This window comes from Enterococcus sp. DIV0970a, from assembly GCF_051711265.1.
In the GTDB taxonomy this organism is placed as follows: Bacteria; Bacillota; Bacilli; order Lactobacillales; family Enterococcaceae; genus Enterococcus_D; species Enterococcus_D casseliflavus.
Genome location: NZ_JBIOMF010000004.1, coordinates 21004 through 46739 on the forward strand (window position 1 = coordinate 21004; position 25736 = coordinate 46739).

At 31.6% G+C, this 25736-nt stretch carries 35 protein-coding genes; 28 read left to right on the plus strand and 7 right to left on the minus strand.

Annotated features, from left to right (window positions below; translation table 11 throughout):
• The first annotated feature begins 8 nt into the window (after positions 1 to 8).
• Positions 9 to 404: a hypothetical protein gene (locus tag IGK14_RS17190; RefSeq protein ID WP_438712774.1), complete on the plus strand. Its 396-nt coding sequence runs from the start codon at positions 9 to 11 to the stop codon at positions 402 to 404.
• A gap of 58 nt (positions 405 to 462) precedes the next feature.
• Here the strand turns inward: IGK14_RS17190 and IGK14_RS17195 are convergent, their stop codons facing one another.
• The 4 genes from IGK14_RS17195 to IGK14_RS17210 form a co-directional block, all read right to left on the minus strand.
• Positions 463 to 744, minus strand: a complete 282-nt coding sequence (locus tag IGK14_RS17195; protein ID WP_195961701.1) for a type III secretion system protein PrgN — start codon at positions 742 to 744, stop codon at positions 463 to 465.
• 812 nt (positions 745 to 1556) lie between these two features.
• On the minus strand, positions 1557 to 2138 hold the full coding sequence (locus tag IGK14_RS17200; RefSeq protein WP_438712776.1) for a hypothetical protein: 582 nt from the start codon (positions 2136 to 2138) through the stop codon (positions 1557 to 1559).
• Between the two features lie 461 nt (positions 2139 to 2599).
• Positions 2600 to 2905: a hypothetical protein gene (locus IGK14_RS17205; RefSeq protein ID WP_438712778.1), complete on the minus strand. Its 306-nt coding sequence runs from the start codon at positions 2903 to 2905 to the stop codon at positions 2600 to 2602.
• A 13-nt stretch (positions 2906 to 2918) separates the two neighbouring features.
• Positions 2919 to 3752, minus strand: coding sequence for a ParA family protein (locus IGK14_RS17210; protein WP_438712780.1), 834 nt, complete (start codon positions 3750 to 3752; stop codon positions 2919 to 2921).
• A 327-nt stretch (positions 3753 to 4079) separates the two neighbouring features.
• On the opposite strand from IGK14_RS17210, the gene IGK14_RS17215 reads away from it, so the two are divergent.
• Positions 4080 to 5120 carry a replication initiator protein A gene (locus IGK14_RS17215; protein WP_438712782.1) on the plus strand — a complete coding sequence of 347 codons (1041 nt, stop codon included), beginning with the start codon at positions 4080 to 4082 and terminating at the stop codon, positions 5118 to 5120.
• 292 nt (positions 5121 to 5412) lie between these two features.
• Positions 5413 to 7122: an AIPR family protein gene (locus tag IGK14_RS17220; RefSeq protein WP_438712783.1), complete on the plus strand. Its 1710-nt coding sequence runs from the start codon at positions 5413 to 5415 to the stop codon at positions 7120 to 7122.
• Between the two features lie 63 nt (positions 7123 to 7185).
• Here IGK14_RS17220 and IGK14_RS17225 read toward each other — a convergent pair whose 3' ends face one another.
• Positions 7186 to 9045 carry a Spaf_1101 family AAA-like ATPase gene (locus tag IGK14_RS17225; protein ID WP_438712818.1) on the minus strand — a complete coding sequence of 620 codons (1860 nt, stop codon included), beginning with the start codon at positions 9043 to 9045 and terminating at the stop codon, positions 7186 to 7188.
• 81 nt (positions 9046 to 9126) lie between these two features.
• Here IGK14_RS17225 and IGK14_RS17230 point away from each other — a divergent pair, with 81 nt between their 5' ends.
• On the plus strand, positions 9127 to 10317 hold the full coding sequence (locus IGK14_RS17230) for an IS256-like element ISLgar5 family transposase (protein ID WP_002324630.1): 1191 nt from the start codon (positions 9127 to 9129) through the stop codon (positions 10315 to 10317).
• Positions 10318 to 10344: 27 nt separating this feature from the next.
• Here IGK14_RS17230 and IGK14_RS17235 read toward each other — a convergent pair whose 3' ends face one another.
• Complete coding sequence (locus IGK14_RS17235; RefSeq protein ID WP_438712785.1) at positions 10345 to 11235, minus strand: hypothetical protein; 891 nt, start codon at positions 11233 to 11235, stop codon at positions 10345 to 10347.
• A 360-nt stretch (positions 11236 to 11595) separates the two neighbouring features.
• On the opposite strand from IGK14_RS17235, the gene IGK14_RS17240 reads away from it, so the two are divergent.
• The 15 genes from IGK14_RS17240 to IGK14_RS17310 all read left to right on the plus strand — a co-directional run bounded on the left by IGK14_RS17240 (position 11596) and on the right by IGK14_RS17310 (position 19267).
• On the plus strand, positions 11596 to 12189 hold the full coding sequence (locus IGK14_RS17240) for a recombinase family protein (protein WP_167827453.1): 594 nt from the start codon (positions 11596 to 11598) through the stop codon (positions 12187 to 12189).
• The gene (locus IGK14_RS17245) at positions 12179 to 12745 is read left to right on the plus strand and encodes a GNAT family N-acetyltransferase (protein WP_167827452.1); all 567 of its coding nucleotides are present in this window, start codon (positions 12179 to 12181) and stop codon (positions 12743 to 12745) included. Before IGK14_RS17240 ends, IGK14_RS17245 begins: the two co-directional genes overlap by 11 nt.
• Positions 12746 to 12793: 48 nt before the next feature.
• Complete coding sequence (locus IGK14_RS17250; RefSeq protein ID WP_438712787.1) at positions 12794 to 13072, plus strand: hypothetical protein; 279 nt, start codon at positions 12794 to 12796, stop codon at positions 13070 to 13072.
• Between the two features lie 84 nt (positions 13073 to 13156).
• Positions 13157 to 14347, plus strand: a complete 1191-nt coding sequence (locus IGK14_RS17255) for an IS256-like element ISLgar5 family transposase (protein ID WP_002324630.1) — start codon at positions 13157 to 13159, stop codon at positions 14345 to 14347.
• Positions 14348 to 14605: 258 nt separating this feature from the next.
• Complete coding sequence (locus IGK14_RS17260; RefSeq protein WP_438712789.1) at positions 14606 to 15637, plus strand: hypothetical protein; 1032 nt, start codon at positions 14606 to 14608, stop codon at positions 15635 to 15637.
• A 214-nt stretch (positions 15638 to 15851) separates the two neighbouring features.
• The gene (locus IGK14_RS17265; protein WP_272017740.1) at positions 15852 to 16355 is read left to right on the plus strand and encodes a hypothetical protein; all 504 of its coding nucleotides are present in this window, start codon (positions 15852 to 15854) and stop codon (positions 16353 to 16355) included.
• Positions 16356 to 16694: 339 nt separating this feature from the next.
• Entirely contained in the window at positions 16695 to 16955 is a 261-nt protein-coding gene (locus IGK14_RS17270) for an AbrB/MazE/SpoVT family DNA-binding domain-containing protein (RefSeq protein ID WP_438712791.1), read from the plus strand.
• Positions 16948 to 17259 carry a type II toxin-antitoxin system RelE/ParE family toxin gene (locus IGK14_RS17275; protein WP_005231959.1) on the plus strand — a complete coding sequence of 104 codons (312 nt, stop codon included), beginning with the start codon at positions 16948 to 16950 and terminating at the stop codon, positions 17257 to 17259. Before IGK14_RS17270 ends, IGK14_RS17275 begins: the two co-directional genes overlap by 8 nt.
• Before the next feature lie 22 nt (positions 17260 to 17281).
• Positions 17282 to 17437, plus strand: a complete 156-nt coding sequence (locus IGK14_RS17280) for a hypothetical protein (RefSeq protein ID WP_185938648.1) — start codon at positions 17282 to 17284, stop codon at positions 17435 to 17437.
• Positions 17438 to 17474: 37 nt separating this feature from the next.
• Positions 17475 to 17852 carry a hypothetical protein gene (locus tag IGK14_RS17285; RefSeq protein WP_438712793.1) on the plus strand — a complete coding sequence of 126 codons (378 nt, stop codon included), beginning with the start codon at positions 17475 to 17477 and terminating at the stop codon, positions 17850 to 17852.
• A 236-nt stretch (positions 17853 to 18088) separates the two neighbouring features.
• Complete coding sequence (locus IGK14_RS17290) at positions 18089 to 18355, plus strand: type II toxin-antitoxin system RelB/DinJ family antitoxin (protein WP_438712795.1); 267 nt, start codon at positions 18089 to 18091, stop codon at positions 18353 to 18355.
• Complete coding sequence (locus IGK14_RS17295) at positions 18348 to 18620, plus strand: type II toxin-antitoxin system YafQ family toxin (protein WP_438712797.1); 273 nt, start codon at positions 18348 to 18350, stop codon at positions 18618 to 18620. The genes IGK14_RS17290 and IGK14_RS17295 overlap by 8 nt, the downstream gene beginning before the upstream one ends.
• Positions 18621 to 18705: 85 nt before the next feature.
• Positions 18706 to 18900, plus strand: coding sequence for a hypothetical protein (locus IGK14_RS17300; protein WP_438712800.1), 195 nt, complete (start codon positions 18706 to 18708; stop codon positions 18898 to 18900).
• A 59-nt stretch (positions 18901 to 18959) separates the two neighbouring features.
• Complete coding sequence (locus IGK14_RS17305) at positions 18960 to 19202, plus strand: type II toxin-antitoxin system Phd/YefM family antitoxin (protein WP_438712801.1); 243 nt, start codon at positions 18960 to 18962, stop codon at positions 19200 to 19202.
• Complete coding sequence (locus tag IGK14_RS17310) at positions 19202 to 19267, plus strand: putative holin-like toxin (protein ID WP_438712820.1); 66 nt, start codon at positions 19202 to 19204, stop codon at positions 19265 to 19267. The genes IGK14_RS17305 and IGK14_RS17310 overlap by 1 nt, the downstream gene beginning before the upstream one ends.
• A 168-nt stretch (positions 19268 to 19435) precedes the next feature.
• Here the strand turns inward: IGK14_RS17310 and IGK14_RS17315 are convergent, their stop codons facing one another.
• On the minus strand, positions 19436 to 19717 hold the full coding sequence (locus IGK14_RS17315) for a helix-turn-helix domain-containing protein (protein WP_195961689.1): 282 nt from the start codon (positions 19715 to 19717) through the stop codon (positions 19436 to 19438).
• 1152 nt (positions 19718 to 20869) lie between these two features.
• Between IGK14_RS17315 and IGK14_RS17320 the strand changes: the two genes are divergently transcribed.
• From IGK14_RS17320 to IGK14_RS17360, 9 genes are all read left to right on the plus strand, one after another.
• Positions 20870 to 21235 (plus strand): nucleotidyltransferase family protein, encoded by a 366-nt coding sequence (locus IGK14_RS17320; protein ID WP_438712803.1) that lies wholly within the window; start codon positions 20870 to 20872, stop codon positions 21233 to 21235.
• Complete coding sequence (locus tag IGK14_RS17325) at positions 21192 to 21539, plus strand: HepT-like ribonuclease domain-containing protein (protein WP_438712805.1); 348 nt, start codon at positions 21192 to 21194, stop codon at positions 21537 to 21539. Before IGK14_RS17320 ends, IGK14_RS17325 begins: the two co-directional genes overlap by 44 nt.
• A 13-nt stretch (positions 21540 to 21552) precedes the next feature.
• A complete protein-coding gene (locus IGK14_RS17330) occupies positions 21553 to 21882 on the plus strand; it encodes a hypothetical protein (RefSeq protein WP_142425294.1) in 330 nt (109 codons plus the stop codon).
• The gene (locus IGK14_RS17335) at positions 21882 to 22295 is read left to right on the plus strand and encodes a hypothetical protein (RefSeq protein ID WP_438712807.1); all 414 of its coding nucleotides are present in this window, start codon (positions 21882 to 21884) and stop codon (positions 22293 to 22295) included. Before IGK14_RS17330 ends, IGK14_RS17335 begins: the two co-directional genes overlap by 1 nt.
• 40 nt (positions 22296 to 22335) lie before the next feature.
• Positions 22336 to 22701: a hypothetical protein gene (locus tag IGK14_RS17340; RefSeq protein ID WP_438712808.1), complete on the plus strand. Its 366-nt coding sequence runs from the start codon at positions 22336 to 22338 to the stop codon at positions 22699 to 22701.
• A gap of 2 nt (positions 22702 to 22703) precedes the next feature.
• The gene (locus tag IGK14_RS17345) at positions 22704 to 24053 is read left to right on the plus strand and encodes an FtsK/SpoIIIE domain-containing protein (RefSeq protein WP_438712810.1); all 1350 of its coding nucleotides are present in this window, start codon (positions 22704 to 22706) and stop codon (positions 24051 to 24053) included.
• Between the two features lie 47 nt (positions 24054 to 24100).
• A complete protein-coding gene (locus IGK14_RS17350) occupies positions 24101 to 24409 on the plus strand; it encodes an LPD11 domain-containing protein (RefSeq protein ID WP_438712812.1) in 309 nt (102 codons plus the stop codon).
• Between the two features lie 16 nt (positions 24410 to 24425).
• Positions 24426 to 24629: a hypothetical protein gene (locus IGK14_RS17355; RefSeq protein WP_438712814.1), complete on the plus strand. Its 204-nt coding sequence runs from the start codon at positions 24426 to 24428 to the stop codon at positions 24627 to 24629.
• Positions 24630 to 24976: 347 nt separating this feature from the next.
• Positions 24977 to 25736 (plus strand): replication initiation factor domain-containing protein (locus IGK14_RS17360; RefSeq protein ID WP_438712816.1); only part of this gene is annotated, 760 nt, incomplete at its 3' end.

Below are 25736 nucleotides of genomic sequence, written 5' to 3' on the forward strand. Positions count from 1 at the left end.
GAGTTCAAATGAAAAAGAAATATTTTGGTTTTTTGTTTGTTTTGGTATTAAGTTTTATCGCTCTAGCAGGTTGTTCTTCGGAACCAAAAGGAGAAACCAAAGAAGTAGTTGATGCGATTATTTCTTATCAAAATGATGTAGCTAACAGTATATTAGAATCCAATGAAGAAAAATATTCGTATAAAGAATCTGATTTTAGTTTTAAGATTTGGCACGAAACTAGCACGGATGAATATCTAGTTGATGCTTGGATTCCAATCAAAAATGAACCAAGTAGATTAGAAAAACTATATCATTACAAGTTAGGTGAGGTGGATTCTTCAAACAAAGTAAGTAAGTTGTCTGAAATTCTTGCTAGCGGAACATATGAGGAAGTATATTCTAGCGGTAAATTTAAGGAATAAAAAAATAAAGAAGGTAGATCACCTAATGTTACTAGGTGTATCTACCTTCTTTTTTTGCCTAAATATCGATCCTTCTTTTAATTCGTTTTCTTTTTAGGTAAGGTTCTTCGTAATCTAAAAGCTTTTGATAAACAAAATCCATAGGCTTGCTAGAAGCTAGTCCCAGGCAATAAATAAAGTTTACTGGCAGAGAATCTACGGTTTTATTTCTTGTTATCCAACTGGAAACAGTTCCTTGTTTAAAACCATAGAGGTCACAGAATGTTTCTACTGGCATAGCTAGATGCTGAATAACGTACATATTGATGGGATGTGTATATACAAAAGTATTAACTTTCATAGTGGGAAAGCAACTCCTTGATTATATAACTGCGTTCGCATTAATATTAATCTATTAGATCAAAATATGCAACTAGGTGTCGCTGGAACATCTATACAGAAAATAGCGGTAGTGAGTAAAAGACGAACATTCTCTCTTTTTTCAACTCTACCAACCCTCAACTAGCTTGTGTCTCTTTCGTGAGCGCTTACAAATAAGCACTGGTTTTATCATTCCGACTTATCTAATCATTTGAAGACTTTTAAAATGTTTAATAATTTTCAGTTAATTTCAATCATATCAGTATATTTTCTTATTGATATATAATACACTAAACATGTAAAAAGAATTTACGAATTATAATTCAAGGGGGAAGGATTAATGTTTAACATATTTATATATATTTTTTGTATAGTTGGTTCTATAGTAATCACTTATTTCTTCTATGGAATTTTTGCTACAAATATTGGAGAAATGATACGCTTAAAAAGAGAGACTGGACTTACTTTAACGCAGCAATTCAAAATATTATTTAATCAGTTTCAAGAAAAAATGAAGAAACGATAAATTACATTTTTAAACTGGACTATTGTATTTGGAGTTGTTACTTAAAAAATGAATCAAAACATAAAAAATTTTTATAACAAAAAAATAGACTATTTTAAACGCACTAAAATAGTCTTATTCATACGAATAAATGAAGATAAATAAACTTATCAAAGGAATACCTTCGGATAAGTGTTCTGATCCAGCTAAATAGTTATTAAATCATTTAAAAATGCAAAAAAGGAAATGTATAAACATTTCCTAAAGTATAGTTTTACAGAGAGGATTTAAAAATCTCTTCCGCCTCCCCCATTTTGAGTTCCACTAGATATAATTCTCCACGGTTTAGTCCCTATTGTCCATTGGTAACCACGAGTACCATTAACAGATTTTAATTGATTGTGCATTCCACTTGCAACCATAGCATCCAATGGCATACCTACAGCAGCTCCATACGCTTGAATAGCAAGTATGGTTGCTCTACCACTGATTTTCCATGTTTTCACTAGGGCAGAATTTGCACCGATTGAAATTCTAGTCTCATTACCAACTTTAAATGTTTTAATATAAGAACTACCTACTCTTAACATATCTTGTCTTAGGGCTTTGTTGTATTCTTCCTCACCTAATGCACCTTTTACGTCTACTCCTTCAGACTCAGCAATTTCAAATGCTTTCTTTGTAGAAATATAATAAATTTCTACATCTGTTTCTTCTAAGTTATTATCATCCTCGCCAATTTCTGTTTCTACGGTTGTCGATTGGGATGCTGTTTCTGTATTATTTGCAAAAACAGTAGTGGTATTGGCTAACAAAGAAACTGAAAGTAAAGTTAATATTGAAACATTAAGAATAGATAATTTTTTCATAGTTTTTCCTTCTTTCTTTTTTTGATTACATGTACATAGTAACTAAAAAAGATATCGCTTACAATACTTTTTAAATAATTTATTAATATATGCGTAATAACATAAATACAAAATTCTTATTTATAGCTAAAGAATCTTTTCTTTTATGGTGGGATTTAGCTCTTTTTTAAGAAAGAAAAGCGATCTTTTTTGCCCTCTTTGCGCTCATGAGGCCTATTAGAGTTATTTAAGCCTCCTAGACCGGTGTCTACCATTGATCCCCGCCCTTTGTGCGGATCTTTTCCTTCCTGCCTAAGTTCCCAATTTTTTTCTCATTTTATCTAACTTTTTTATTTTCGGTATAAGGTTTTACTGGAACATCCGTACAAAAATTAGCGGTAAGGAAAGTATCATATACTTTTTACTCTTTAATATAGAATTAGGGAAATATAGAAATTTCTATATTTCCCTAATTCTATATTTTATTCTTCTATAAGCAATCTGAATCTCTTTTGCTTAGCAGTATCTAAACTGGGGATATAGGAGTCAATTAACATTTGAATTATTTCGTAATCTGTTTTAGTCTTAGTAATATCTTTAAGTGCTGCCAATTCACTTTTTGTTGACATAGGTACTTTTATACTTCCTTTTTGATTTTTGAATTCACTTTTCTTTTTTGCTATTCTATCGGTAGAATTATCATTAAATGATCTTTTAGGAACAATATTTCCTTCTTTTCTTTCCAAAGTATTTTGTTTATTGAGTAATCCGATTTTTTTTTCAGCCATCTTATTTCCCTCTCTATTGATTGTTGAATTGTTCAAGTCTTTTTAGTAACTCAGAAGCAACTTCTTCGTAAACATTCAATACTTTTCTATCATGCCTATCTTGATCTGTAATACCATTAACTGCAAATCGTTTAATTCTCTCCATTTGTGGTATATAAGTCTCAAAAAGGTTTTCTTCACCAAATAATGTTTTTGCACTATCTAAAATATACTCGTCTACCTTACCATTATTTTTCATGAGTACAGGTAATATCCCTACCACATCTAGATTAAGATTGTACATACTTGTAAGTTTTCCTAACTCTTCAACATAACTCTCGGCACCAGTTAAGCTATATTCTTGTGTTTGCAATGAAATTAAAACATAGTCACTAGACGTCACTGCATTTTTTGTGATTTCAATACTCATTGGAGGTACATCTAAAATTATTAAGTCGTATTTTTCTTTTAAAGGTTCAAAATACTTAGACAGGAAAAAATCTTCCTCGACGTCACTAGAAGTATTCTTATATAGATACTTTGCAAAACCCTCAAAATCTATGAATGATGGAATAAGTTCTAAATTAGATTTTATATGAACTGGTAAATCCATTAGAGATCCATCCTCAATACCAGCCATGAGTGTTTTATTGATTGTAGTATCTTCTTCAGGTGAATTAATAAATTTAGTTAACATTAATTCTTTTGTAGCATTTGATTGTGGATCCAAATCAACAACCAAAGTATTGATTCCCATATTCGATAGAGTATAACTAAGAAGGGTAGCATTTGTTGTCTTTCCTGCTCCCCCTTTATAATTTCCAATAGTAATAGTTGTTGCTTTATCATTATATTTTTTCCAATTCATATATAACCCTCGCTTTCAAAATTCATTATATCACGTATAGGGAAATATAGAAATATAGAAATATAGAAATAGGGATAATTCTATATTTCTATATTTATTATTATTTGTGAAACTCTTTTTTATCACGCTTTTTACATTTAATAAAAACAGATAAAATATTTTTTTGAATTATACAATATAGAAATAGGGATAATTCTAAATATAGAAATTTCCCTATTTCTATACCTTGATAAAAGTGTTTACATATGACTAAAAATCCTATATGCTAAAGGAGTAAACGAATCCAAATTAAGATGAAATAAATATATATTTAGAGAGGTAAAACTCATGTCAGATTTTAATTTTTATAAATCAAAAGAGATATATAGAGAAAAATACTATCAAATGCCCAAAGTTTTTTTTACAAATAAACACTACTTTGATCTATCGAACGATGCTAAAATTGCCTATATGTTGTTGAAGGATCGTTTTGACTATTCGGTTAAAAATAATTGGGTTGATGAAGATGATAATATTTACTTTATTTTCACGGTTACAGAATTGATGAACTTACTGCATTGCCGAGAAGGTAAAGTGTCAAAGATCAAAAAAGAGTTAGAACAAGTGGGCTTGTTGAAACAAAAAAAAGGGCGGATCAATAATGAGTGTGGAAGAATTAAAGCCACACCAAATCGATTGTATTTAGGTAAACCAGAAGTCACAAGTGAAGATATTTTTGCAATCAATCAAGAAGAATCTATATCTACCGTAAATGCGAAAATCGCAAATACGGCAAAAGACCTTGAAATCAACGATTCTACCGTGAATGCGAAAATCGCAAATACGGCAAAACCTAGCAATACCAATGGTTCAACCGTAATTGCGAAAATCGCAGACAATCTATTCTATTCTTCTAGTACCTTAGACACTAATAGACACTCTATAGACACTCGAGAAGCCGATCAAAATTCTATTCTGCTTGAAAATTTTATAGATCTTATGCAAGACAGCAGCGTTGCTACTTTCATACCAGAGAATGTGCTAAACTTAATTAAAGCTTTTTCTAGTACATTCGAAGAAGCCCAACAAACGGTAAAAACGATTCATAATGCAAAATTTAAAGCAGAACAAGAAGCAAATCAAAAATTCGTTTTTGAAGAACTTGAAAATTATGGCGTTGATACGAATGAATTATATCGAACGATGTTGAAGGCGTATCAAAAAGGGAAAACAGAAGAAGTGGATAATTTGTCAAATTTAATTTTTATTTACGTTAAAAATTGGTTTAAGGAAAAAGCTGCACCAGCTGTAAAAGCATATTATGATCAAGATTTTCCTGGTCAAACACGAATTCCTATGCATGATTGGTCAATTTCTGACTGTGATTGATAAGTTAAAATAACGGAATTCAAAAATAGACAATCAGAAATTTCACAAGCGAAAAATCTTGATTTAGGGAATAAAATGCTGATTTTCAGGTAGACCAATTTTTATTCACAAAGTTGTCCTTGAAAAGCCTTGATAGTGCTAGAAGTTGGGATAGGATGGATTATGGGTAACACAGGCTTAGATTACATTGCGATCAGTTAGAGTAGATAAAATCTTTTTTTTAAATACAAAAGATTCAAATAATGATAAAATCTTAATATAGAATGCTATTACCTAAGGAGGAATATATTCGATGACTTTTGACTTAAATAAGCAAATAGTTGATTCACAAGTAAAAAAGTTTAAAAATGATTTCCCTGAATATTTTGCAGGATTAGATGATGAAAGAGCTTTATCTAAAGCTTTTTTGATGAGAGGTATTTCAGCTTATCTTAATATTGATATAGAAGAGGCTTTTTCTTATATTACTGATGGAGGAAATGATGGGGGCTTTGATGGAGCATTTATTCAAGAGCAACCCGAAAGTATTCTAAAAGTTGTTCTTTTTCAATCAAAATATACTCGAAATTTAGAAAAAGATAGTTCTTTTCCTACCAATTCCATTGAGAAGGCCGTAAATACTATAAAGACAGTTTTTGCTCCAAGTATGGACATGATGTTAAATAGTTTAAGTCAAGCAGTTGTTGATGAAATACGTTCTTATCTTTTAGAAGGCTATCTACCTGATATTACCTTTGTTTGTTTAAGCAATGGATCAATATGGAATGATGAAGGTAATCGTTATATTGCAAATGCTTTTTCTGGTAATTCAAATGTTGAGTTTGATTTCTTTAATCACAATGACATTTTGAAAACCAGCACAAATAACAAAGAAATCAACACTCATTTAAATCTTTCTGGAAAAGCTCTTTCTGAAGAGTTTAATTACAAGCGTGTAATTCTTGGAAAAGTTAATGTTATGGAGATTTATAGATTAATTGAAGAATTTGGTGATGCTTTATTAGAAAGGAATATAAGAAATTATCTAGGAAAAAATAATGTGAATTTGGCGATTAGCGATACCCTAATAAACCAAAATAGCAATTTTTTCTTTTATAATAATGGAATTACTTTGATCGCTAACAATATGAGATCTAATTCTCTAGCAACTGAAAATTGGATTGTTAAAATAGATAACGTTCAAATTATCAATGGTGGACAAACTTGTAAAACAATTCATGAAACTATTTTAAATAATCCAGACATAGATTATCGCAATGCTTATGTCCTTGTTAGAATCTATGCTGTAGATGCTACTGACAATGATAATCTAATAAAAGACATTACAGTGGCAACAAACAGTCAAAATCCTGTTGATTTAAGAGATTTACAAGCAAATGATGATGTTCAACAAAAACTTGAATTAGATGCAAGAGATTTAGGGTATGTTTATAAAAGAAAACGAGATGTTACAAGCGGAGCTGGTATCCCATCTAGTGTTGCTGCAGAGTCAGTATTGGCAATTTGGAGACAGCAACCTGTTGCTGCAAAAAGTAAAAAAAGTGAACATTTCTCTACGTACTATAATTTAATATTCAATGAGTTAAATGCTTCTCAAATGATTTTAGCTGTTGATATATATCGCTATTGTGATAGAATCAGAAAATTGAGTAGTGAAGATATTGAAATTAATACTATTAGGAGATTTAGTAGTTATTTTATATCCATGATAATAGGTGATGTACTACTCAAAACCTTTAATCTAAAACTTAATGAAATCAGGCATGATAATTTCTTAGATTTAAAAGAATGGTTAGATCAAAATATCGAAGAAATTTATATATCAGCAGAAAATTATTTATTAGATTCTGTAAGATCACAATTAAATAGCTACTTCTTTAATTCTGCACCAACAATAAATAATATTGATGGTAGAACAATAGCATCAATATTCAGAAGTGAATCTTTAAAGTCTCAATTTTTAACTAGCAATTTTAATCCAAACTTAAATTCCTCAGAATAATTCTGAGGAATTTTTAGTTTGTTATAATAGGCGAAAATTTTGATCATGAATTAATCATCAAGTTTATTCTATGTGTAATTCGTCAATTAATTTCAAAGTTTCTTTAAGTTGTTGCACTGACATTTTTTCTAATTTTGATAATAGTTCTAAAGTTACTTCTTCAAATGTATTATTCCAATTAATAATTTCATTATTAATAAAATTTGTTGCTTGCTTCTTTAATCCGTGGTTATAAAAGTAAGCTTTGTCTACAAAAGCATCTTTTCCGCCTTCTAAAATATTGATAACATTGTTTACAATTGATTGTTCAGCCATATATCCGGTACTGATGGGCCATCCGTGTTCATTATCGGAATCCATAACAATTACTTGCTCTGATCCACTATTCATTACAATCGTAGAATTGTGAGAAGCTAAGATTACCTGTCTCTTCAACTTCATCTTTTTTAAATCATCTACAAGGTTTTTGTAAATATATTGATTATCTAAATTATCTTCTGGTTGATCAACAATAAAAGGAGAATTATCATTTGTAAATTCACTAAAAGATAATACAAAAGACAGTATTGCAACGACTTTTTGCCCTAAAGAAAGTTGAGTTATGTTTTTAAAAATACGTTTGGAACTTTTTATGTGTTCACGATTATTTATGTTAAATTCTAATTCAAAAAAGTCACTGTCATTATAAAATTCATTTAAATAATCTTGTAAATAATTCAGTGTTGAATTTTTTAGAAGAAAAAATTTTAGTGTATCTAAGAATTCAAGTTTTTCTTTTTCCTTTTTTATAACTTTTCTCATATTATCAATGTTCTCATATTTTAGCTCTTCAAAATAATTTTCGGGATCAGCATAGTGTAATATTAAATCATAGTTGCTATTCCAGAAACATATGCATACTTCGATACTATTTGTCATCTGATCAGATAGAATTTGTAAATAATCAATTACTTTTTCATAAGTGATTGCATAGCCTTCAAAATATCGATCTCTAGAATAAGTACTTATACCCATAGCAGAGTACCAGTTCATTTGAAAATCACTTAATTTTTTTTGGCTAAATTTTATTTTTAATTTTTGTGAGTTTTCATTATTATACTCTTCTAGTGTTTGATAGACATTTTCTGCTCTTTTTTTCAAAAGGTTTGGAATATTCTTATATTTTAAAATAATATCATCAATTTCATTTTTGAATCTTAAATTATATTTTTTTGTTTTTATTGCTTTATATTCATATATTGTAGATTGGATAAAATCAGTTAAGTATACTTCATTACTTGCAATATTTACCAGTTCATTTACAGTGAATTTTCTAGCAAATAATTTATCAAGAATTTTTTTTGCAGGCTTTACTTCTGTTGTTTTTTTCCCGTCATAGGTAAATACTTGTATTCTATCTCGTATAGCAATTTTTCTTTTTTGAGATTCATAGTTAGTATTCCTTTTCGGAAATGTTATTGGATCTCTTTCAAAATAGTTATTAATAAAAATCTCATTATTATCTTTATTAATGGAGAAGAGGAAAATGTAATAATCTATTCCTTCAAAATGATATAAGACACAGCAAGTTCCCTGTTCAAGAATATTTTCCAGACTATTTTTAGTTTCAAATACTTGTGATGTTAAACAACCTATTGTATTCAATATTGTGCTTTTTCCAGTTCCTCTTCCTCCGATTAAAGAATTGAAATGAGGAGAAAAGTTTAAAATCATGTGTTGGCTTTTTTGACCTCTTAAAAAGCCTAATCCTTCTATATATATAGCTTTAATATATTTTTTTGGACTACTTATTCTTTCATAAGTGATTGATGACTTAAAATCTTTTAATGCTGCTTCTATAGACTTGAAATCCATTTTATTTCCTTTTATATAAAAGAAGTTAGTTTTCAATCCCTCAATAGTATGTGAGTGAGAGTGTAAAATATTTTGTGTAAATAGAAAAAAGGAAGTCCCTTCTGTAGAATAGAGTTACCACAACACATTCACAGAAGAGAGGACTTCCCTATGAACGATTTTACTACAGAAATTCTAAAGACTCTAGCGAACAAAGGCGATTTGAATGAATTATTCCGTGTCCATTTGGAGAAAGCAGTCAATACGCTTCTCAAAACGGAGTTAACGGCTTTCCTAGATTACGAAAAGTATGATCGCATTGGTTTTAACACGGGTAATTCTCGTAACGGCTCCTATGACCGTACGGTCAAGACCGAGTATGGGGAACTTCATCTCCAGATTCCGCGCGACCGCAATGGTGAGTTCAAGCAACAGACTGTTCCTGCTTATAGACGGACGAATGACACGTTAGAGGAGACCGTCATTCACCTCTTCCGAAAAGGTATTACCATGTCGGAAATCGCAGACTTGATTGAGAAAATGTATGGGCATCACTACACGCCCCAAACCATGTCCAATATAACAAAATCATTTACAGAAGAGGTAACGGCGTTTAAAGGGCGGGAGCTTCATGACCGTTATGCTGCTATTTATATGGACGCAACGTATATTCCGTTAAAGCGGAAAACCGTCGCCAAGGAAGCTATTCATATCGCAGTTGGCATTCGCCCGGACGGATCAAAGGAAGTATTGAGCTATGCGATTGCACCGACTGAATCCATCACGATTTGGGAGGAAATTTTATTGGACCTTCAAGAGCGCGGTTTGAAAAATGTCCTCCTGTTCATCACGGATGGCTTAAAGGGGATGGTAGGAGCGATTAGTCGGTTCTATCCCAAAGCTCGTTTTCAACATTGTTGTGTACACGTTTCCCGTAATATCAGTCACAAAGTGCGTGTCGATGATCGTAAGGAAGTCTGTGATGATTTTAAAATGGTGTATCAAGCCTCATCTAAAGAGGTGGCGTTGGAAGCACGTGGTGCTTTTGCGGAAAAATGGAAAACCAGCTATCCAAAAGTGGTTGAATCGATTCTTTCGAACGATCACTTGCTCACTTTCTATGATTTCCCCTTGGCCATACGCAAGAGTATTTATTCTACGAACTTGATTGAATCCTTTAATAAGCAAATCAAGAAATACAGCCACCGCAAGGAACAGTTCCAAAACGAAGAGTCGATGGAACGTTTCTTAGTCTCGTCTTTTGATACTTACAACCAAAAATTCCTAGGTCGCAGTCATAAAGGCTTTCAACAGGCCGAAGGCGAACTTGAACAAATGCTAAGCCAACTGATTGAGAATTAGAAACAATCTGCAGTAGGGAAGAATCATTTACACAAAATTATTGACGCTCCCATGTGAGTCATTGTCAATGACAAAATTAAATTTTCTTTTTGTGAAGTGCTTAATTCTATTCATAGTATTTTCAATCTGATTAATCCTAGTTACGCCTATTATTTTAAATAATTCTGAATTGAACAATTCCTTTTTATATGTCCCACTCAAAAAATCAGGTTTAAAAATTTGGGAAGTATTGATGTGCGCAATATAGCCAATAATTCCCAATCTATTAAACATTTCAAATACATCGAAAGTTGTTCTTACAGTTCCTTCGGAAGGAGATATAATATTTTTTTTCATCCATGATTTAAATTCTTTAATTTGTTCATTGTCTGATTGATTTAAAATACCAACTACATGATTTTTATCAGAGCATGAAATTTCAATTCCAAGTTCTACTCTTGGTTTTGTGGTATAGTCACTTCTCTCCTTTCTTAAAATGTAAATAGCTTTTTGTAGCTTTTTTAACCCCTTTGTAGTGTTATGGTCACATACTAAACATAATTCTATTTCTTCTTTTAAAATTATATGAGCCTGAATCATAAATGCTAATAGTTCATTGTCACTTTCAAATAAATCCAAAGAGTTATATTTTTTTAGATCATCTATTACATATTCTTTAGATATAAATAGCTTTACATGTTTAGCAATTTTTATTAATTCTTCAGAAGAAAAATCTCTCCACGAATATATATTTTTGTTTTTATCATTATTTATTCCTAACAGTTGTTGAGTGTCTGATTCTATTAGCATGTAATCATGAGATTCGGGAGTATGCACATGAAAAACTGTTTTTCGAAACTGACCATAGAAATTATAATTCTTAATATGTGTATCAATTGAAGCTGCTACTTCATGGGACCTAATATTTTTTTTAGACATTTATTCACCTTCTGGATTTGATAAAATTAGCAAATAATTAATTAATTTAATGATAATTATTTGTAACGTTAATTATATGTGATTATATTTATTTTTCTAAAAAAACGAATTTGAAAGTTTTATATATTGGTTTCTTACAGGATAAACTCTACTTTATTATTAGTTGAATTGCAAAAGAAAATTATATGAATTGTTTTTATTTATTTATTTATCTGTTTTTCACTTACTACTAATTGATAGGATGGATAACCATACATTGAAGTATTCAAAAACTTAACAGTTGTTGAATACTCTTCTTTTTTTAGGTAGAATAAGGGTTAGAGGATGTTCAAAAACTTTATTCAGAAAGTGGGAGTTAAAATGACTATATATGGCTACGCACGTGTTTCAACTCGGGGACAAAATTTAAGGGAACAAATTAAGCAATTAAAAGATGCGGGTGTTGATAAAGAAAACATTTTTCATGAAAAATATACTGGTGCAAAATCTAATCGTCCTGAGTTTCAAAAAATGTTATCGCTTTTAAAAAAAAATGATACAATAATTGTAACAAAATTGGATCGATTCGCTAGAAATACAAGGGAAGCTTTAGGTATTATTGAGCCGCTTTTAGATAGCGATGTAACAATAAAGGTTTTAAATCTAGGTGCTATTGAAAATACACCAATGGGAAAAATGATTGTGCGTACTCTATTGAGTGTTGCCGAAATGGAGAGAGATATGATTTTAGAGCGTACACAAGAGGGGAAAATTTACGCGAAAAAGCATAATCCAAATTATCGCGAAGGAAGACCCAAAGCAACTTTAAACAAACAGAAACTGCATGCTTTTGATTTGTTGCAATCAGGAAAGAGTTATAGAGAGGTTTCTCTAATGACAGGATTTAGTAAAAGTACATTGCAGCGAATTAAGAAGATTGCTCTGGCTGAGAAAGGATCCGTAAATGATATTTAAGTCTAAGAAAAAAAACTATATAAATGATATAGATGATTCTGAATTTCAATTTTATAAGAATAAATATTTGTTTGAGGAAAAAATCCGTGATAGATGTAAAGAATACCCGCCTTTCAATTTTGGTGTCGATAGTATTATTTTAATTGACAGATTGGATTCTAAGAACTTTCCTGAAATATATATATATAAGATCAGTAGACCAATTGAGCAGTGGATGTTTGATGTCAGTGCAAACTTAGACTATAAGAAGTGGGCACAAATGATAGGGAAACTTGAGTGTGGCAGAAATACTGGGGAAATGATAAAAATTCACCGCCTTTTTACTTCAGAAATGTATAGAAATCAAGGTATAGCTACTTATATGTTGAAAAGATTAATAGAATGGGGGAATAATGAAAATATATTAGGTTTTTATTTAACTGCTGCTAGTGTTCAGCAGAGGTTTTCTAATGAATTAGAGCAGGAAGAATTACTTGAATTTTATCTTGATTTTGGATTTAAGCCAATTAGGCTGGGGTCTAACTTATTAGAATATTATTATAAAGAGAAAATTTGAAAATTTGCACTGATAATACATTTTTATGACGATTGGGAGGCAATTTATATGGAAATACTCGCTAGTTTTTTTGGATGGATGAATCACAAGCTAGAGTGCTTTTATATATATATATCTTTTGAAGGTATATTGGCAGTAACAGCTTCTATACTTGCTTTATTAATTCCTGTGGCTTTATTAGTTATTGAGAATAACGGAAATAGCACAGATGGATCTTTTAAATGGGATAAAATGGTTTTATTTAATCAAGTTATAGATATAAAGAATGTTGTAGTGGGATTAAGTTTAATAGTTTTTCCATTAGTATTATGGTCGAAGAGAGTGTAAAATATTTTGTGTAAATAGAAAAAAGGAAGTCCCTTCTGTAGAATAGAGTTACCACAACACATTCACAGAAGAGAGGACTTCCCTATGAACGATTTTACTACAGAAATTCTAAAGACTCTAGCGAACAAAGGCGATTTGAATGAATTATTCCGTGTCCATTTGGAGAAAGCAGTCAATACGCTTCTCAAAACGGAGTTAACGGCTTTCCTAGATTACGAAAAGTATGATCGCATTGGTTTTAACACGGGTAATTCTCGTAACGGCTCCTATGACCGTACGGTCAAGACCGAGTATGGGGAACTTCATCTCCAGATTCCGCGCGACCGCAATGGTGAGTTCAAGCAACAGACTGTTCCTGCTTATAGACGGACGAATGACACGTTAGAGGAGACCGTCATTCACCTCTTCCGAAAAGGTATTACCATGTCGGAAATCGCAGACTTGATTGAGAAAATGTATGGGCATCACTACACGCCCCAAACCATGTCCAATATAACAAAATCATTTACAGAAGAGGTAACGGCGTTTAAAGGGCGGGAGCTTCATGACCGTTATGCTGCTATTTATATGGACGCAACGTATATTCCGTTAAAGCGGAAAACCGTCGCCAAGGAAGCTATTCATATCGCAGTTGGCATTCGCCCGGACGGATCAAAGGAAGTATTGAGCTATGCGATTGCACCGACTGAATCCATCACGATTTGGGAGGAAATTTTATTGGACCTTCAAGAGCGCGGTTTGAAAAATGTCCTCCTGTTCATCACGGATGGCTTAAAGGGGATGGTAGGAGCGATTAGTCGGTTCTATCCCAAAGCTCGTTTTCAACATTGTTGTGTACACGTTTCCCGTAATATCAGTCACAAAGTGCGTGTCGATGATCGTAAGGAAGTCTGTGATGATTTTAAAATGGTGTATCAAGCCTCATCTAAAGAGGTGGCGTTGGAAGCACGTGGTGCTTTTGCGGAAAAATGGAAAACCAGCTATCCAAAAGTGGTTGAATCGATTCTTTCGAACGATCACTTGCTCACTTTCTATGATTTCCCCTTGGCCATACGCAAGAGTATTTATTCTACGAACTTGATTGAATCCTTTAATAAGCAAATCAAGAAATACAGCCACCGCAAGGAACAGTTCCAAAACGAAGAGTCGATGGAACGTTTCTTAGTCTCGTCTTTTGATACTTACAACCAAAAATTCCTAGGTCGCAGTCATAAAGGCTTTCAACAGGCCGAAGGCGAACTTGAACAAATGCTAAGCCAACTGATTGAGAATTAGAAACAATCTGCAGTAGGGAAGAATCATTTACACAAAATTATTGACGCTCCCTGGTCGAAAGAAAATTATGTACTAAATACGATTGTCCTTTTAGCATATTTGTATGGATTATCCAAAGTACTAACACTCTTAAAAAATAGTTATTATTGGATTGTCTCCAAAAAGATAGATGGAGAGAATTTTAAAAATATTAATCGTCAAAAATATATTGAAAGTTTGTCCAGTGAAGATTTTCAGACTAGACTTGAAGTATGGGATTTGATTTGGAATGATTCTAAAGAACGAGAAGGAATGGATCGAGATGCTTTATTAGACTTATACTTTGAACAATATTCAAAATTAAAAGATTCAAAAGAAAAGCGATCTTTTTTATTAGTTTTTTACAGAGATTTCGACTTAGATTATTATACTTTTAAGAAAACACAGGAATTACTCGAAGATAATTTAGCGCAAGTTTTACCTAAAGAAGAGAATAATGATTTTGATAATCAAAGATATTTACTTTGGTCGCTTTATGATCAATTATTTTTGGAAGTCTCTAGAAAAGTTATAGGTGATAGGAATTATGAATATGAATTTAAAAATTGGTTTGACAAACTTTTATTAAATTTTTCTGACCATCAGTATAATGAATTTCTATCTAGTGTAGGTATGGATTTCTTAGAGATTGTTCGTTTGTCTGTTTACAATTATAACTATTACGAGTTAGATTATATTCTTCCTAATAATTTAGTTTATGATAATGTTAACGGAAAAGAAAAAAAAGATGCAATAAAAAATGTTTTTATGACTTGGTTAAAAAATAGTTACATTATATTACCTGAAAAAGATCTTAAAGATAAGTTTTTTGCTAATAAAATATTTGAATTTATATTTCAAAAGGCTGAACCAATATCTTTTTTTAGAATTATTGGATTTACTATGTTTATAAATGATTTTGTTTATGATGACCAAATTTTAGAGGAGAGAATTTTTGCTTATGCAAGCGAACCGAATATTTTTATTGGCATTGGCAGGATATACTCTTTTAATAAAGAATCTGATAGTAGTAACTTTGAAAATAGAATTATTGCAGAGAAAAATTGGACATATAAATTTATATTACATCTTGGTTCACAAGGATACTATTACTTACAAAATGAAGATATTTTAAATAAAGTTATTCATGCAATAGAACAAGTGAGAACTAAAAATGCCGATATTGATGAATTAGGATTAGCAAGATTAAATGGTGTCCATAGTGAATTATTAGGATATAAAAAAATTCTTCAATCAGAGTATCGTAAATAACTCTCTTACAAGCGAGTAAAGACAAACATATTATAGATCATTAGTCTAAAAAATTGCAAAGGTAGTTGTAAAGTTACAAAGTCATATTGCTATAAAAAATAACAATTTTCGAAATCTGATATATAGTCATGTGTTTAAGAATAGTTTTTTAAGGTATTTAATAGTGAATGAAAAAGAGAACTTTCATATAGTTTATGGAACATGAGAGGTATATATGTCTAAATTAACAATGAATTTGGAAAAGTGGAATAACAAAGTAGAAAAATTAGGCTGTCTGATGAATGGGGTATTGTTTTTTTGTGCTTCTTATTCAACCAAGTTACTCAGGAACATTGTAATTGATTATCTGGGTAATTCATGGAGATTGCCAGTTGCTCTTGTTTCACCTGTTCTTTGTATAGCTATATTTTTAGTTTTAGTTCAAATTGTCAGTAAGAAAAAACAACAAATTGAATGGGTAGAGACTAACGCAAAGATAATAAAAAGTGTTCTCTCGAGTAACACGTGGGGAACAGAAGTAAGTCATGCCAGGGGAGAATCTGATCGACTGGTTAAGTTGACTGTAGAAATTCCTCTGAATAATGGAGAAACGATAGTTGCTACTAAGAAGGTTTGGACATTGACTAAAAATAGAAATATGTTTCGGGAAGGAAATTATATATCAATTTTATATAATAAAAAAAAACCTAGCCAATTTAAGCTTAAGTATCAAATATAAGATCAAACGATTGGAATGCTCTCAGCAAAGAAATTATTTTGTCAAAAAGCTAATTAATACAGATATTTAAGAAAAAGTTATGACACAGTTGAATTTGTAAAGTGAGGTGAGAAGAAATGATTTGGGTTAAAAGAATTTTTTTCACGTTTATGTATCTTTTACTCGTATATTTTATTTTGACATTTACGAATGTTTCACCGTTAGTTGTATTATTGTTTTCAATTATTTTCTCTAGTTTTATATCTAGAAATAGCATGTTTTCTGGATTAGAAAAATATTTGCATAGCTAATTGAAATAAGTTATAACTTTTGTTATAATTATTTTGAAGAGGTGATTTCATGAAAAATATAAAAGTTAGAAAAGTTGGAAATTCAATAGGTATTATTTTGCCGAAAGAAAGTGGTCTACAAGTTGGAGATTTATTAGGTTATAAACAAGATGGGAAAAAATTAATTTTAGATGCCCAAAACGTAGACAAAGAGTATGATAAAAGATTAATTGAAAGCAGCTTCGAGGATTTTTCAAATGGAAATATTCTTCTTGAAGAAGATCTTAAAAATAAATTTGGAAAATATGGTTGGGGATCTGGTAATGTATAAATTAACTTATTCAAATAGTTTTACAGTTAGTTTAGAAAGATTAATCTATGAATGGGAAGTAGAGCTAGAATTTCCTCTTGAAAAAATAAGAAAATTTGTTCAATCAATTGAAGCATCTTTAAGAATGGTCAGTGAATTTCCAGAAATGCATGAGGAAGTTTCGTCTATATATAATTTATCAGAATTAACTTATAGAATTCTGATAGGGAAACAATTTGCTCTATTTTATCGTTTAAATCATGATAAAAAGGAAATTTTAGTAGGCTCAATATTTAACCAAAAGCAAATGAGAATAGGATTTTGAATAATAGGAAGTGGGTAAAAAAATGTCATTACAACTTAGTTCAGATAAAGATTATGTTGGATTGTTAAATGATCAGACCGGAAAATATGAGTGGATTCCAAAAAAAGCGGCAGAAAAGTATTTGGAAGACAAGCAAGAAGAGATAGATCAGGATAAAAAAGATAAAGATAATCTTTGAGATTAATTTTTACAAGATTGATGATGGTGATTTTGTAATGACTGTTCATGGGAGAAAATTTGTCGTTCGAACAAGGGATTCATATGTAGCAAGTGATATTGAGTTGAGAAATTTAGTAAATGTTGTTGAAGAAAAGCCAGCTGATACATTGCCGCTAAGTGCTGCAGCTAAAGGAACATTTTCATTTTTCCATTATGATGATCGATCACTGATTGGTCGATTGGAAGAATTTTGTATGCCATTTAAAATACAAAAAACAAAAAAATTTGAAAAAAATGGAAAATTAGCATTTCTAAGTCCTAGTGGATCAGTAGCGATTTCATTAAATAATTATGTTGTAAAAATAAGTAATGATCATTATTTAGTTTTTGACGACAAGATTTTTCACCAGATATTTGCTATTAGTCGCAATTAACATATAACTCGTTAGTCCTGTAAATAATGTATTGGATTGACGATTTTTTAATTTGTAAGTCATATAATTAACGAAATGGTCGTTATGAAATATAATGAAAATAGGTTCAAATAAGATAAAATATTTCTTAAGAAATAGCGTGTTAAGAAGTTATATGTTGTTTGTAAGGTGTCTATATGTTGCCGTTATGTTGTATTTTTGGTATTATATAAGTAAATACTAACGAGGTGATTACCATGGAATCTATTAAAAAGAAGCCTATCCATATCTCTGTTGATGAGGATTTAAAAGCAGATGCTGAACAATTATTTGATGAATTGGGTTTAAATATGACAACAGCAATCACTGTTTTTTTGAAACAATCTGTAACCAAACAAGCAATTCCATTTAAAATTGAGAAGGCAAATCCCACAACATTACAAGCGTTGAAAGATGCTCAAAATATGAATATACATGGAGGATTTACTTCAGTAGATGATTTAATGGAGGATTTAGATGCTTGAAATTTTCTATACGTCACAATTTAAAAGAGACTATAAAAAAGCTAAAAAGCAAAGAAGAGATTTGGATCAATTAAAAAAAGTAATAGTTATGCTTCAAAATCAAGAAACTTTACCTGATAAATATAGAGATCATAAGCTTACTGGTGACTATGTGGGGTTTAAAGAATGCCATATTGGTCCTGATTGGTTGCTAGTTTACAGGATTGACAATGATCGGTTAATTTTGACATTAGCTAGGTTAGGATCTCACAGCGAACTTTTTTAAGAAAAACCGTTTTAGACTGTTTGACTTATAGTTTTTATAAATTAAACATATGATCAACGTTCTAAAAATGGCTTAGGAGGATTTTATGAGCAAGAAAGCACCTTATAGTATGAATAAGTTTCTAGATAAAGTAGTTAAAGTTGGCTTAACTGATGGGAAAAGTTTAAATGGGAAACTAGTCCATATTTCGCAATATGAAATCTTTTTAGAGGTAACAAGAGAAGGGAAAGAACCAAAGGTAATCTTGATCATGAAGCATGCTATAAAATATATCATGTAAAAAGTTGCTCTCTTAACATATTGTAAAATGTGTCTATGTGATAAAAGGAGGAGTTGTCAGTGGAAGCAGTGGCATACTCAAATTTCAGACAAAATCTAAGTAAGTACATGAAACAAGTCAACGAGGATGCAGAAGCATTAATTGTCACAACAAAAGATGTTGATGATACTGTTGTAGTACTCTCTAAAAGAGAGTATGATTCTATACAAGAAACCTTACGAGTTTTATCTAATAATTATGTTATGGATAAAATCAGAGGTGGGGAACAACAATTTTCTGATGAAAATTTGGAATTTGATTAATGATTCAATTTGGATCGTTAATCATTGCGTTGGTAGCTTTAATTAATAAAAAAAACAAAAAATAAACCCGTCAAAGACATTCGGCAAGTCTGACGGGTTTATTTTAAACCAAAAAAATTTGCTACCGTCTTAAACAAATCTACGAAGTAGGGAGTTGTTAGCGCAACTCTCTTTTTGTTTAAGCTTTTTCATACAGTCATGATTACATGCGCAAGTATTTTTTTGTAAAATTTTTAAAAATAAGTTCGTTTGTTTCTATCTTTGAAGGGCGAGAACTTATTTAGATCTTTAAATAAAACAAGAGGATCTATCTCTAAAGCAGCTGCTAGTTTTAAGTAAATATTTAAGCTAACTTTGATTCTTTTGCCATTCTCTATTAAGCTTATGTGATTATCTGAAACACCGGATAAGAGAGACAGTTCTAATATGCTGATTTCTTTTATTTTTCTTTCTGCTTTTATTCTGCGACCGATGTGCAGTGCAATAAGTTGAAAATCGTCATCTGTAAGCAGCACGTCCACCCACTTCCTTTTGTTATCATAACCAAAAACAATAATACAAAGCGGAAAACCTAACATTGTAAAATAGTGGGTAAAAACATAAAAACTTGTTATATATTAGTTTTCTTTAATTTAATAAATTTTTCGTATGTAGATTGTGATTTTAGAATAAAAATCTTTTTTTAAAAGGGTATTAACAAATAAATTATTCTGACGATTAATAATTATGTGTTGATAAAAAGGACATTACATAGATTTTAATTAGTTATTTTAGAATTTATCTTTTTTTGTGCTAATTGCTTTGATTATATTTGAGTCTTTTTTCGTAAAATCAATGGTTTCAAATATTGCTATATCAGTATTTATTGCGTTTGGTATAGAAAAATATAAAATTTCTTTAAAGAAAACAGTTGCTTTTATATAACGACTGTGTTTATAATCTTTGTGAGTTGATCTTGCTTAACAAGTTGTTAAGCAGATAATTATTTTGTTCGTTAAACACAAAAAAAGAAGGCTCACATGTAACTCCCAGGTTTATCAGGCCTGGTCAGACGTTACGAGTGAATCACCCAAACTCGAACTTTGGGCGTTTACCTTCTGTGTTATAGGCGAACCTATAACGTGGCTAGTATAGCATTATTTATATGGTTTTGGAAACTAGATAGACGTTTATTTTAAGCGCTCTTTCACTTTCTTTAATCAAAAAATTCTGTTATTGTCGAGTTTGATAGGTTCCTATGGCATAGAAAAGGAGAGAACGTCTAAAAAAGACATTCTCTCCTTTTTTTGTTGGCAAGATCAACTCACTATTAAATGCGAACGATCTTTGACAACTAAATAGCACAAGAAAAATAAATCCAATAATAGCTTAATTTTTCTTGCACGCTGCATTTTAGATAAATCTAAAATACGACATAGGAAATCGTATTATATCATGATTATCTGAAAATTTGTAGTGGTTGGTTTAGGAACCATTTATAAAATCCAAAGTCGCAGGAATGCGCTGATGATTCTACACAGTGTTAGATGAGCTGAAAACAGACTTCTAATGAATCTATGTGGTTAAAAACCAAAGAAAGACAAAGAGAATATGCCAAGAAGGCGTTTGCTGAGCGTATATCATTGTTTGAAGTTTCGTGTATGATTAAGGTAAAGGGGAGTGAAAGCATGATTTATACAATCGAAGAAATTAAAGAGATTTGTTTGCCAATATTTTTGGAGAAAAATCTAAAAAAAGTTTATCTATTTGGATCTTATGCTAGAGATATGGCGACAAATACAAGTGATTTAGACTTCTTGATTGATGGAGAAGGCTCTTCGCTCAAAACCCTATTTGATCAAATTGCATTGCAGTTAGCCTTGGAACGTGTTTTAAAAAAAGAAGTTGATTTGATCACAGTGAATGCAGTAAACAGTGAAATCAACCAGAAAAAAAGTCCAGGGTTTAAAGAAAATATTCAAAAAGATTTGGTTGTGATCTATGATCGGGATGAAAGAACAACTAGCATTAACCAGAATATTAACTCTAATTGAACAAATAGATGGAACCGTCACTAGATTTGGTGACGGTCTTTCTATTTTCCAATCGGATGTAGATTTTCAAAATTCTGTAGCATTTTCATTAGTTCAAATTGGTGAAACAGTAAGAAATGACTTATCTCAGGAATTCAAAGAAAAATATAATGCGGTGCAATGGGATGGTTACAGAATGTTGCGTAATGCATTGGCTCACGAATACTCGCAAATGGATTTCGAATATTTGTGGGAATCTACAAAAAATCCAATGAATGAATTAAGAGATTATTGTCAGTATATTTTAAAAGAAAATAGAAACTAGGAGGAAATTATCAATGGCAAAAGGTGTAAGCAAGATTTATGTACCTGATACATTAACAAAGGGAGCAATGTTCATTTCACACTTACGGACAAGAGCAAAACGTGAAAACACTCCGTTGGCTGAAATTTTTGAAGTATATTTACCAGAACATGGAGTTGTTGAATTGACTTGTGAGGAGCCGTTTAAAATTCCTGCTCGTCCGAAAGCCAAAACGGCAATTAAATTAACTGATCCTTATATTACAGTGCGCAATCGAGTAAGTGGCGGTGACGGCAATAAGCGTGCGCGTGTACTTTATAATTTAAATGCAACTGGTTTTGAAATTGAAGGGGGAACAAAATAATGGCTGAATTGAACTTTGCTTTTGATAATCGTGGACGTATTCCAACGGATGTTAAAAAAACTTTGGGTACATTGGAAGTTTTAAAAGTATTGGAACCAAAAATTAAATTTGAAGATGGCGAATCAACTGGTGAAATTTCAGAACGTCCTGTTGAATTTTTGAGCGCTGCTGTTGGAGGAAGTGTTGTCATTTCATTTGATCCAGGAGTAGATACGGCGCAATTAAAAACCTTTGATCAAATTGAATTAGAAGATGATGATACAGATGTTATCGCTTGGGCAAACATTGATCCAAATGCTTTTGGAAACTTTGCTGAATCGGATGTTAAAATTCGTGCTACTAAATTTAGAAAAGTAAATGCAGCAATGCCTAATTCTGGTAAACCGCAGCAAGAAAATAAAGATATTAAATAAGCAACATATATTTGTTTGCTATTTAAAATGAGGTGATAGTTTGAATAACTTTACGCCTTTTGATCAACAGATATTGGCTATCTTAAAAGAAAAACGGAATGAGTTGAGAAAGTATTACGAAAATACTTCTCAACTCATTTTTTCGGCAAAATTTTCTAATGATTTGGAAGAAGTATTTCGTGTGTCGTCTATGGAATTAGATGTTTATGACTATACAGTATTAGATGATTTTCACCGATCATTAGAGGATAGTCTTGGAATTGAAAAATCAGCTTTTCAAAACGTTTGTAGTTTATGGATAGAAAAGCAGTGTCAGATTCTTCTTAACGAACAGATTGAACAATATCAAGTGAAAATGGATGCTATCTTCTTTTCTTATAGTCGATGGCATGATCAAGAGGAATAAAAATGGCAATAATTAAAATGATTTTCAAGTATAGGGGTAGGCGGATAAGGAAAGTCCATTTGTATGATTGGGTGTTGCATTATTTCTTACTCTTAATACCCTGTATTTTAGGAATTGGGTATCTGACATACAAGTTTATCTATCCTAAAATAAGTAATTTTCAAGATTATAAAAGTTTGATTTTACCAGGCATATTTGTCCTTCTTTTGTTTTGTTTGGTTAATTTGCTGATTTTTGTTTTTATGAAGTGGTCGCAATTAAAGGGTGGGTATTTTTTAAAAGTTAAATACTATAACATGATAGCCACTATGCTTAAACTTAGTGGATTTATTTATAAGACACCGTCTAAGAATAAATCAAAAAAAACAAAAGAAAAATTTCCAAAAGTATACGTAAGGAAGAGCAAATATGTAACCTTTGTTACTCTACCATTAGATGGATCACAATTTCATGATCGCTTTTTGCAGCTAGGAAAAAAACTTGAGGAAATGTTTTTAGCGGATCTCGTATCTGAAGAAAGAGATTTTGGCTTCGTTACGTATGGATTTATGACGGATGTCATTGGCAATCGAATTTCTATTGAAAATGTCATTTCTAAAGATGGATCCATTTTATTAATGAATGGGGTTAAGTGGAACTATGATGAAATGCCTCATATGCTCGTTGCAGGCGGTACTGGTGGCGGTAAGACGTACTTCTTGTACTCCTTAATTAAAGCCTTACTGAGTGTCGGTACGATCGATATATGCGATCCTAAGAACGCTGATCTAGCGGATTTGAGTAACATTCCTGTTTTTAAAGGTCATATTCATTATGGTGCAGGAGAAACAATGATTCGTTGCTTAGAAAATGGCGTTAAAACAATGGAAGAGCGGTTTAAGTACATGAAGTCTCTTCCGAATTATGAATCTGGTAGAAACTATGCTTACTATAAGATGCCACCACATTTCATAATTTTTGATGAATGGAAAGCTTTTTATAGCATGTTGGATTATCAAAACCAAAATCGTGTGGGTATAGCTGTGCAGCAATTAGTAATGAAAGCTAGGCAAGCAGGTGTATTTTTGATATTGGCAACACAACGTCCAGATGCGGCAGATTTCCCTTCAGGTGTCAGAGATAACCTGATGTGTAAAGTTACTGTTGGTAAACTGGCTCAAATTGGGTATCACATGGTATTTGGGGAGGAAAGCAAAAACAAAGCTTTTTTCAATAAAGGGATCAAAGGTAGAGGATATATTGACGATGGAAATGGTGTTGTCAGAGAGTTTTACTCGCCTTATGTACCAAAAACCTATAATTTTTTAGCTGAGTTTGCAAAGTATGATCAGATGATCGTTTTGGATTTTTGAAAATAAAAAGGCAAAATCAACTGTAGTTGAAGAGAGGAAGGAATAACTTGTTTGATAGTCGTTTAGCTGAAAAAAGCTTGGAGTATCGGTACGCTCTTCTGGATCGATTGAAAGTAGATGCTCGCTATTGTAAAAACCATATTCTAGAAGTAGAAGAAGATCGGTTAAGTTCTTCTGTAGATTATTCGCAACTTTTATCCAAACATTTGTGGGGTGGGCTAGATAATCATTTTGAAACAATAGAAGGTATTTGGCGAAGCTTTGCTGAAGAGGAACAACCGAATTGGTATTCTTTGAGTGCAATGATGGAAGATAAACGATTGCTTGAAGAATTGACACATTTGTCGATTGGGTAAGCAACAGAAGGAAAAGGTGATTAAAATACAGAAGAATAGGCTTGTACTATATGATTCGAATCAAAAAAAGTATTTAGGAAAGCCTGAAAAAGATCAACCGACAAAACTTGTTTCGAATAAAGCAGAAGCTTGGCGGTTTACAGATTCTGAAGAAGCGTGGTTTTTTGCTTATAAAAGTGCCTGGTTAGGGATAGGGATTTTTTACGTTCACAAAGGATAGTTATTCTTTTACTATACGAAAATAGAATTTTTTATCATAGGAGGTCAGCCTTCAAGTATTATTCCTAACACACAAAAAAAAGGCGTGGCAGCCATGCCGTGCATGGCAAGCAGTGGGCAGTGCGCTAGCACATGCCCACGTTAGACTTTTTGGTCAGTGTAGGCTCGCTGTGCGAGCCGAAGCTGACCATTAACCCCCATTTACTAATAGGGGGGTTAGAAACAGTAATTCTACTATATGGGATGTCTGATAAACCTTAGAGCCACAAGGGTTTGACGATTTATAAAGTAGGTCACATTTTCGACCAAGGAAAGTTGAAGATGTGACCTACTTTTTGGGTGGTGCGAATGGAATCAAAAAACTATAAAGAATTGCGATTGAAATGCGGTCTCACTCAAAGTAAAGCAGCAAATGATCTAGGAATAAGTCGTGAATTTATTAATCGAATAGAATCTGGGAAAAAAAATCCTTCTGAAGAATTAGCCGAAAGGCTAAATGAGTACTATCAATCGTTTTTAGACACTATCTTTAAATCAGATGATGTAACAGCGATATTTGACTGGGTGCGGGTTCGTTTCCCAACAAATGACTGGCAAATGATCTGCAAGAAAGTTTTGTGTATCGATCCGGATCTTTTCTTTTACAAGCACACTGGAAAATATGGGTATGTTGAATGTTACTATTACGGAAATATTCAAATATTAAACTCTAAGAATGGTGATTCAAGGGGTGTTTTAATTGATATGAGTGGTCAAGGCTGCCGTAATTATGAAATCGTTTTGGATGAATTAAACCAGCGTTGGCACGATTTTTTCAGTAGATGCCGAGATATTGGTAAAGGAACATTTACACGCTTAGATTGTGCGTTGGATGATAAAAAAGAAATTATTTCCATACCTAAGTTTGCGGATAAGTGGCGTAAAGGCTATTTAAAAACAAATTTTAAAGTCGTAAAAGTTATTGATGAACGTCTGATGAAGAACAATAGCGACAACGGTATGACTATTTATTTTGGTAGTCGTAACGGTACCATACATTTTGCTTTCTATCAGAAAGATTATGAGCAGGCGAAAAAGAAAAAAATCGCAAAAGAAGATGTTGAAGTAA